Source organism: Microbacterium sp. H83, from assembly GCF_001650405.1.
Taxonomy (GTDB): domain Bacteria; phylum Actinomycetota; class Actinomycetes; order Actinomycetales; family Microbacteriaceae; genus Microbacterium.
Genome location: NZ_LWCU01000037.1, coordinates 1 through 5,883 on the forward strand (window position 1 = coordinate 1; position 5,883 = coordinate 5,883).

The window sequence follows — 5,883 nt, forward strand, 5'->3', positions numbered from 1 at the left end:
CCGTTCACGTCCGCACGCCCACCCCGCCACATCGCGGCAGGCGGCACACCCCTCCCCGAATACCGAGCCACCGCGCACCCAGCCACCGGCGGCACCGCCGACCCGCGCGTCATCCTTGCCGCCACCCAAACCGTCCGCGACCTACTCGCCACCGGCACCGTCACAACCCCGGACGGCACCCGCACCCTCGACCCCTCCGACGTGGCCGTGATCGCCCCCCACGTCGAGCAATCAGCGCTCGCCGCGGCAAGCCTGGCCGATCTGCCCGACGTGTTCGTGGGCACGATCAACCAGGCCCAGGGACTGCAACGCGAGGCCGTCGTCGCGATCCACCCCCTACTCGGCCACGACGTGACCGAGCGATTCGCCCTCGACCTCGGACGGTTGTGCGTCGCGCTGTCCCGTCACCGCGCGCACGTCACCGTCATCACAGACGAGCGCTCGCCCGAGTCGCTCGCCGAAGCGCTGCGCGAACAGCCCCAGCACAGCACCTTCGCGCTCCACGCGGCCCTGTTGGCCCGCCTGCTGGGGACCACGTAGAACGCTCCTGCTGCGGTCGAGCTGCCAACCCCGCCGCACTGCTGATGTCCCTCCCCAGCGTGCTGCGTCATGTCCGCGAACCCCTCGACCCCAGGCCTATACCGACAGGGCCGCTCGTGGGGTGTCAATGTCGGACGCCCCCGCTAGATTGTGAATGTCACATTCACTAACGCACAACCGGGAGGAACCCCATGAACACTCGCACCAGCTTCATCACCCTCGACACCCGCCAGATCACCTCGACAGAGGCGACGACCGCCAACAGCCAGGCCCGGCACATGCGCGAGACCGACCTGAACGAATACGGCAAGTCCGGCTACGAGCTGCGCTCGACCATCGTCGTCCCGCAAGAGGACGGCATCGTCATCGTCGACACCCTCGCTCGCACCCAAGAGATGATCTGACCGCCAGGACGCCCCGCCCCCAAATCAAGGGCGGGGCGTCCTGATGTCGGAGGCCCCCTCTAAAGTGTAAATGTCACATTCACTCGCACCACTGGAGGACACCATGACCGAGCCGAGCAACCCGTTCGAGGGCGCAGAGATCATCGCCGTCTACACTGCCGAGGAGGCCGTCGAGGACGGGCTGCTACTGCACTTCTCCCCGGCCACTGCACTTGAGGCCGGCTACACCCTGCCGGTCCTCCTCACCCGCGCCGCCTACGCGGCCGCGGTGCAGTGGACGCGCGGCGAGAACTGGCAGAGCGAGGACGCCCGCTTCTGGGACGTGCTCACCGTCATCCGCGCCGCGGCTCGCGCCGCACTCAACGACGGCAGCCCTCGTGAGACCTACGTGCTGCGAGTCCCGGACACGACCCCCTCCGGCAAGCCGAGCCAGGCGACCACCGCCACCCGTCAGCCGCTGCAGGTCAGCGTCGAGGGGTTCAACCTCACCGGACAGGCGTGCGTGATCGTCGCCCTCCCCGGCGAGGACTGACCGGCCGCCGTAGGCCGCGAGGGTGCCGGCCAGTCGGCACCCTCGCGGCGCTCGCCGCATCCCCGAGGGGCTCAACGCTTCCGGTTCGCGAACGGCCACTGACCGTAGACGTCCGCGAATGCTGCCCGGTAACGGATCTCGACGTCCTCAGCGGACTCGCCGGGCGTCAACGCCCAGGCCACGAGCAGCTCGTCCTGATCGGCCAGCTGCCAGATCGAACGACCTCCCTGATGGCTCGAACCCTTCCGGGCGAACTGGCCCAACCGCTTCCGCAGCCCACCCACCTTCGCCTCAGCCTTGCCGATGTACACCACTGGAGTCCCCGCCACCCACCGCCCAATCAGGTCATCTAACGGGTAGGCAGATCCCGCTCGAGCTCGCGTCAGCTCGAGCAGCTCCGGCGTCGTGGTCGCCGTGCGCAGCACGACGTAGATCCCCGCCTCACGCGGCACGCCCGCGCTCGCGAGATCCCCGAAGGACACGAAGCCCTCGAACCCGACCGCCTCGAGCGAGGCTCGATCCCATGACGCCGGCAACGCCAGCGCACGATCAACCATCAGCGGACCTCAGCCGAAGCGACGGCCCCAGCCGGCGCGATCGCCGGCACGCCGAACAGGTCGCCCACGCGCCGCTCGAGCAGGTATGGCTCCATGTCCCCCGCGTGCCGCGGCGCCGCCGCCGCACCCCGGCCTGGACGCTCCTCCATGTACCAGTACAGCTGCCGCACCCCACGGGCGTTGTGCTGTTGAGCAAGCTCGCGCGCCTCCTCACGGGTGAACAGCCAGACGGCATCCGACGAGAGCAGCGTGACCGCCAGCAGCTGCGCGCGCAGATCATCCGGGAAGAAGAATCCGACCGACAGGGCACCCTTCCCGCCCGAGGGCGAGGGCGCGGTCTGCGTCTTGACCTGGATCGTCACCGCGCTCGCGGAGCCCGGCGCGTAGGCCACGAGATCCACACCGGAATCCGTCGTCAGCCGTGCGGTGTCTATGCCGCGCTTCACGAGCCGGTACTGCACCAGCAGCTCCCCCGCGGCGCCGATGTGCTGCGTCGTGGTCATCGACTCACGCCCTACGCGGCAGGACCGTGGGCAGCGCCCCGTTCCGCCCCGCGGCCGTGACAATCACAACGCCACCCTCCGGCGGCTCGATCGTCGCGATCCCATCGGCGTCGACGGTGAGCACGTAGTTGGCGACGACCGCGCGACGGTAACCGTCGTCGAGTTTCTCCACGGGAGCGTCACCATGGCGAACCAGATCGGTCTCGATGTACTGGATCGGCCGAGCCTGACCCCTCACCCACGGCTTCACAGGACTCTTCTGGTGCAGCAGCGAGGCGAACTCGACGGACTCCTCCGCCTCGAAGAACACTCGTCCATCCTCGCGACGCTCATGCCCGGTGACGTCATAGACCGAGACGACCTGGTCGTTGTAGACCCCCACGACGACGTCGCCGTAGCGTGCGATCGCGTCATCGTTGACGTCCGCCCACCAGCCCAGCGTCGCATCCTCCATGTCGCGCACGCCGGAGAGAACTTCGCGGTACGACTTCCGCAGATTCACCACGATCATCATTCACCCTTCTTAGACGCATGATGTTGCATCTTCACTGATCACGAAGATAGCACTACTTCACGCAATGATGCGGCTCCATCGTCGTAGATGTCGGTGGCCCGTCGTATTCTGTGAATGTCACATTCACTAGCAATTGAGGAGGACACCATGGGTGCCACATCCACTCACAAGCAGGCCGGCGTCAGCGTCCGCGACTACTTCGCCGACTACTTCACCAACGCCACCATCATCGCCAGCGGAACCCGTCGCGACCCGGACTACCTCGCCGGAAGCTATGACTGGCCATACGAGTTCTACGCGGCCGTGCGCTACAACGACGGCCACCCGCACGCCGGCGAGGTCTTCGCCTTCGTGGCGCTGTACTCCACCGCCCCTCGCAGCCACTACAACTTCACGTACAAGGACATGGACGAGACCATGGGCCCGGGCGCCTCGCACGCGCCCCACCGCGTGCTCGAGGCACTCACCCCCACCACCCACGAGCACGCACAGGAATGGCGCGCTCGCTGCTGGGGGAACCTCGAGCTCGCGGAGGCCAAGCCCCGCGTGCGCCGCGGCGATCGCATCCGCTTCGCCGAGGACTTCACTTTCTCGGGCGGGCTGCAAACCACAACGGAGACCGTCTTCGAGATCGTCGAGCGCGACGTGCTGCGACTCCCCGACCACCACGGGATGCGCGTGAAGATCCCCCGCTGGCGCGCGCGCAGCTTCGCACTCGCAGCCAGCTGAGACACGGTGGGCGCCCGGACGGAGGGGCGCCCACCGCACGTCACCCTCCGGGGCGCCGGCGCCAGTGCCCGGCGATCTCCCGGCCCCGCCGAGTGTGTTCGGGCACCCAGATCATTCCCGCGCCGGTCGGTGCGACCGCCGGCGCGGCCAGACCTTCCACGGTCTCCTCGAGCAACATCGCCGCAGTGTGGCGGTCGCCGCCGGCCGCGAGGAACTCCCGTCCGCCCGCGACCTCGAAGACGCGCTGTCTCAGCTCTGCGTCGACGTCGAGCGGTCCCCTGCCGCGCAGCTGATGCGCGATCGAGTCCATCCGGGTTTCCTCCTGGATGACGTCGATACGGTGCACGGCCAGCTGCAGGCGGCTCTTGAACCGGGCCAGGTCGATCGACCGGCGCCGCGCCAACGGTGACCGCTGCCGCCACTCCTCGAGCGCGCTCTGATCGAGCGGCTGATACTCCTCCCGCAGACGCTTCCGCGCAGCCGCAGCTCGCCGTCTCTCGAAGAAGTCGCGCGCGGCACCCTCATTGGCGCGCCGCTCCCTCGCCGCCGTCCGCTGCAGCTTCCGCGGCGGAAGACCCGCTGCCTTGAGCCGGCGCTGCAGCATCTTTGCCTCACGATTCGATCGCAGCGTCCGCTCGTAGGCATCGCGGTTCTCTGCACGATGTGCGCGCTGCCATTCGCTTAGGTGCGCCCGGTTGCGCTGCTGCCAGTCCCGCGCCGCCGCCGCCACCTTCTCGGGCTCCGCGTCGCGGCGCCGCCGGCTGCGCTCGAGCACAGCTTCACGGTTGCGCTCGTAGTAGCGCCTCGAGTACTCCGCGGTCTTCTCCGGGTGCGATTCCCTCCACCGCTGTATGGATGCCCGTTTCTGCTCCGGATGGGCAGTCGTCCACCGCCTGACACGCTCGCGATCACGCTCCCGCCGCTCTTTCAGCTCGCGCATCCGCTGTGACCGGGCGCGCATGTACTCGCGGTTCTTCCTCCGGATCTCGTCGCGGTTCTTCGCGTCGTAGTCGGCCTTGTACGCCCGGATCCGCTCGCGATTCTGCTCGCGGTACTGAGCCTTGTAGGCCCGATCCTTCTCAGCGCGGTCACGCGCTGCAGCATCCTCGTCGACGGCCTTAGCTGCCTGTCGCGCCTTCCCAGCGCGTAGCCAAGCCGCGTGCGGGTCGGACGAGCCCGCACCGTTCGCTCGCGTCGACGAGTCGTCGACGCCCCCGGCCATCAGGAATCCGCAGGCGCCAGATCTAGCAGTCGCTGAAACAGCGCGTACCGATGAGCGGTGGGATTCGTGATCGCCAGCCCGATCGCCTCATGCAGCTCTCGGCGCTGCTCGGCGGAGAGATCTGTCAGCGGCTCAAGACACCAGTCCGCATCGTTGCCGACCGAGTAATCCGGCTCGTCGACGTGGATCTCCGGGTAGTACGAGATCGCCACCAACCCAACACGCTGCAGGACGTCATCGACGTCTTCACGGCTCGGCATGGAGTCCTCCTCTTCTGCGAGCCGCTGTGGCCCGACTGCAGGTATAGGCCGGCATCGGAACCGTTCGCGGACAGGCACATCGCCGATCGGAATCGCAGTTGAGGCTACGCCGGAACTTGTAGGAACCGCTCAGAGTTGTCCGCGGTGCCAGCCACAGAGCCGGGATCTCCCACCGAAGATGTCCACCGGAGTGCGGCCAGATTCTGTGCTGAGTTGTCCACGACGGCTGCGGCCAGCTTCGTCGAAGCCGTCAGTACTTGATTTCCGCTGGATCTCTGAACGCCACTAGACCTACGAGATTTCCTTCGGGGTCGCGAATGAATGCGGCCGCGTCCGTTTGAGTGGTGGTCTTTCGCTTCGTTGCGATGATCAGCTGTCGTTAGTTTAGGCGGCGGTGATCTCGGGGAGTATCACCGCCTCGTCGATGGTGGGGGTGGTCGCGGTGAGCTCGGTCATGGAGGCTTCGGAGAAGTAGCGGCGGTCGGCGGCTTCCCATTCGTCGTGTTGCTCGACGAGGACGGAGCCGGCCAGGCGGAGCAGGGCGGCGTTGTTCGGGAACACGCCAACGACGTCGGTGCGGCGCTTGATCTCCCGATTGAGGCGTTCCAGCGGGTTCGTGGAC

The 5,883-nt window shown here is 67.5% G+C and carries 10 protein-coding genes; 4 read left to right on the forward strand and 6 right to left on the reverse strand.

Annotated elements, in window-relative coordinates; genetic code table 11:
- The 3 genes from A4X16_RS18130 to A4X16_RS13795 form a co-directional block, all read left to right on the forward strand.
- On the forward strand, window positions 1-540 hold a 540-nt coding region (locus tag A4X16_RS18130), incomplete at its 5' end, for an AAA domain-containing protein (protein ID WP_331709754.1).
- 191 nt (window positions 541-731) lie between these two features.
- Complete coding sequence (locus A4X16_RS13790) at window positions 732-944, forward strand: hypothetical protein (RefSeq protein WP_067121477.1); 213 nt, start codon at window positions 732-734, stop codon at window positions 942-944.
- Between the two features lie 103 nt (window positions 945-1,047).
- On the forward strand, window positions 1,048-1,476 hold the full coding sequence (locus A4X16_RS13795; RefSeq protein WP_067121479.1) for a DUF6573 family protein: 429 nt from the start codon (window positions 1,048-1,050) through the stop codon (window positions 1,474-1,476).
- A gap of 71 nt (window positions 1,477-1,547) precedes the next feature.
- Here the strand turns inward: A4X16_RS13795 and A4X16_RS13800 are convergent, their stop codons facing one another.
- Genes A4X16_RS13800 through A4X16_RS13810 form a run of 3 tightly spaced genes read right to left on the reverse strand, consistent with a single transcriptional unit; the run spans window position 1,548 to window position 3,050 of the window.
- Complete coding sequence (locus tag A4X16_RS13800) at window positions 1,548-2,033, reverse strand: hypothetical protein (RefSeq protein ID WP_067121481.1); 486 nt, start codon at window positions 2,031-2,033, stop codon at window positions 1,548-1,550.
- Window positions 2,033-2,536, reverse strand: coding sequence for a hypothetical protein (locus A4X16_RS13805; protein WP_067121483.1), 504 nt, complete (start codon window positions 2,534-2,536; stop codon window positions 2,033-2,035). Before A4X16_RS13805 ends, A4X16_RS13800 begins: the two co-directional genes overlap by 1 nt.
- Before the next feature lie 4 nt (window positions 2,537-2,540).
- On the reverse strand, window positions 2,541-3,050 hold the full coding sequence (locus A4X16_RS13810) for a hypothetical protein (RefSeq protein ID WP_067121485.1): 510 nt from the start codon (window positions 3,048-3,050) through the stop codon (window positions 2,541-2,543).
- Window positions 3,051-3,197: 147 nt separating this feature from the next.
- Here A4X16_RS13810 and A4X16_RS13815 point away from each other — a divergent pair, with 147 nt between their 5' ends.
- Complete coding sequence (locus A4X16_RS13815) at window positions 3,198-3,779, forward strand: DUF6927 domain-containing protein (RefSeq protein WP_067121487.1); 582 nt, start codon at window positions 3,198-3,200, stop codon at window positions 3,777-3,779.
- 40 nt (window positions 3,780-3,819) lie between these two features.
- Here the strand turns inward: A4X16_RS13815 and A4X16_RS13820 are convergent, their stop codons facing one another.
- From A4X16_RS13820 to A4X16_RS13830, 3 genes are all read right to left on the reverse strand, one after another.
- Window positions 3,820-5,001 (reverse strand): hypothetical protein, encoded by a 1,182-nt coding sequence (locus tag A4X16_RS13820; RefSeq protein ID WP_067121489.1) that lies wholly within the window; start codon window positions 4,999-5,001, stop codon window positions 3,820-3,822.
- A complete protein-coding gene (locus A4X16_RS13825; RefSeq protein ID WP_067121491.1) occupies window positions 5,001-5,261 on the reverse strand; it encodes a hypothetical protein in 261 nt (86 codons plus the stop codon). The genes A4X16_RS13820 and A4X16_RS13825 overlap by 1 nt, the downstream gene beginning before the upstream one ends.
- A gap of 384 nt (window positions 5,262-5,645) precedes the next feature.
- Window positions 5,646-5,883 (reverse strand): transposase (locus A4X16_RS13830; RefSeq protein WP_197491843.1); only part of this gene is annotated, 238 nt, incomplete at its 5' end.